Annotated in this window: 1 protein-coding gene; it reads left to right on the top strand. The window is 72.5% G+C overall.

Translation table 11 applies throughout. From position 1 onward, the window contains the following. The first annotated feature begins 24 nt into the window (after window positions 1–24). Window positions 25–1236, top strand: coding sequence for a 1,2-phenylacetyl-CoA epoxidase subunit PaaE (paaE, locus tag AOK15_RS27385; protein ID WP_055521033.1), 1212 nt, complete (start codon window positions 25–27; stop codon window positions 1234–1236). Window positions 1237–1381: the final 145 nt, after the last annotated feature.

Below are 1381 nucleotides of genomic sequence, written 5' to 3' on the forward strand. Positions count from 1 at the left end.
TTCGAGTACGTCAAGGAGATCTGAATGAAGGGCTTCACGGAAGGGCCGACGGGGGGCCTTCGCGGGGGACCGGTGGCGGAGTCCGCGGGTGCGGTCGGGGGACCGATCACCTCCACCGTGCCCGGTCCGGCCGACGGCGACGGCGGCGCGCCGGCCGTACGCCCGCGTGCCCGGCGCCGACCCGTCTTCCACGCCCTGCGCGTCGCCGAGGTGCGGCCCCTGTGCGAGGACGCGGTCGCGGTCGGGTTCGAGATCCCGGACGAGCTGGCCGAGGAGTTCACGTTCGCGCCCGGCCAGTCGCTGACGCTGCGGCGCGAGATCGACGGACGGGACGAACGCCGCTCCTACTCGATCTGCTCATCGGCGGGTTCGCCGCCGCGCATCGGCGTACGGGTCGTGCCGGGCGGCCTGTTCTCCTCCTGGCTCGTCAACGACGTACGCCCCGGCGACACCGTCGAGGTCATGCCGCCCACCGGCTTCTTCACCCCGGACCTCACCGCCCCCGGCCACCATGTGCTGATCGCGGCCGGCTCCGGCATCACCCCGATGATCTCCATCGCCGAGTCGGTCCTGGCCGCCGACCCCCGCTCCACGGTGACCCTCTTCTACGGCAACCGGCGCACCGGCACCGTGATGTTCGCCGACGAACTCGCCGACCTGAAAGACCTGTACCCGGCCCGCTTCCAACTGGCCCACGTACTGTCCCGCGAGCCGCGCGAGGCCGAGCTGCTCTCGGGCCGCCTGGACGCCGGACGGCTCTCGGCGCTCATCGGCTCCCTCGTCGACGTCGACACCGCCGACCACTGGTGGCTGTGCGGCCCGCACGGCATGGTCCGCGACGCCCAGCAGGTCCTCACCGGCCTCGCCGTCCCCGCCGACCGAGTCCACCAGGAACTCTTCTACGCCGACGACGAACCCGTCCGCGAGGTCCGTCACGAGGAGGCCGCCGCCGAGGGCCCCGTCAGCGAGGTCACCATCACGCTCGACGGCCGCACCACGACCGCGCCCCTGCCGCGCGACCGGACGATCCTCGACGGGGCGCAGCGCACCCGCCCCGACCTGCCCTTCGCCTGCAAGGGCGGCGTCTGCGGCACCTGCCGCGCGCTCGTCCCCGAGGGCAAGGCGGACATGCGCCGCAACTACGCGCTGGAATCGGCGGAGGTGGCGGCGGGGTATGTGCTGACGTGCCAGACGTATCCGGTGTCGGAGACGCTGACGGTCGACTTCGACACGTGAGGATGGGGGCCGGGCGCCTCATAGCTCGGGGGTGCGCGGTTCGTTGGCGGGTGCGGGTCCGTTGTGGTTTCTCGCGCAGTTCCCCGCGCCCCTGAAGGGTTGGGCCTGCGGCCCGCCCTTCAGATGAAAAGCACGGGGCCGTAGG

This window comes from Streptomyces ossamyceticus, assembly GCF_001418475.1.
GTDB classification, from domain to species: domain Bacteria; phylum Actinomycetota; class Actinomycetes; order Streptomycetales; family Streptomycetaceae; genus Streptomyces; species Streptomyces ossamyceticus.